The sequence below is a fragment of the Roseibium sp. SCP14 genome, assembly GCF_040329475.1.
Taxonomy (GTDB): domain Bacteria; phylum Pseudomonadota; class Alphaproteobacteria; order Rhizobiales; family Stappiaceae; genus Roseibium.
On sequence record NZ_JBDZYH010000066.1, the window covers coordinates 1 to 213 of the forward strand.

1 protein-coding gene is annotated in these 213 nt (G+C 68.1%); it reads left to right on the top strand.

Features of this window, described 5'->3' with window-relative positions; genetic code table 11:
- Positions 1-213, top strand: a 213-nt coding sequence (locus tag ABLQ08_RS32640; RefSeq protein ID WP_352950942.1) for a hypothetical protein, incomplete at both ends; no start/stop codon positions are given.

Here is a 213-nt window from a genome sequence, read left to right on the forward strand (position 1 = left end):
GAAGGCGACGGCGGAGACGACCGACGGCGACGGCGACACGGCCACCGGCAGCGCAACGCTCGACCTTGGCGGCAACGTCAAATTCGGCGACGACGGTCCCAATGCTCCGACCGTGACGCCGACCGATGGCGACGCCATCATGGTACAGACCTATGACGGCGGCCTGACCGACGGCAACTTCACCGGCAACGCCGATGGCGACGGGGTACCGCT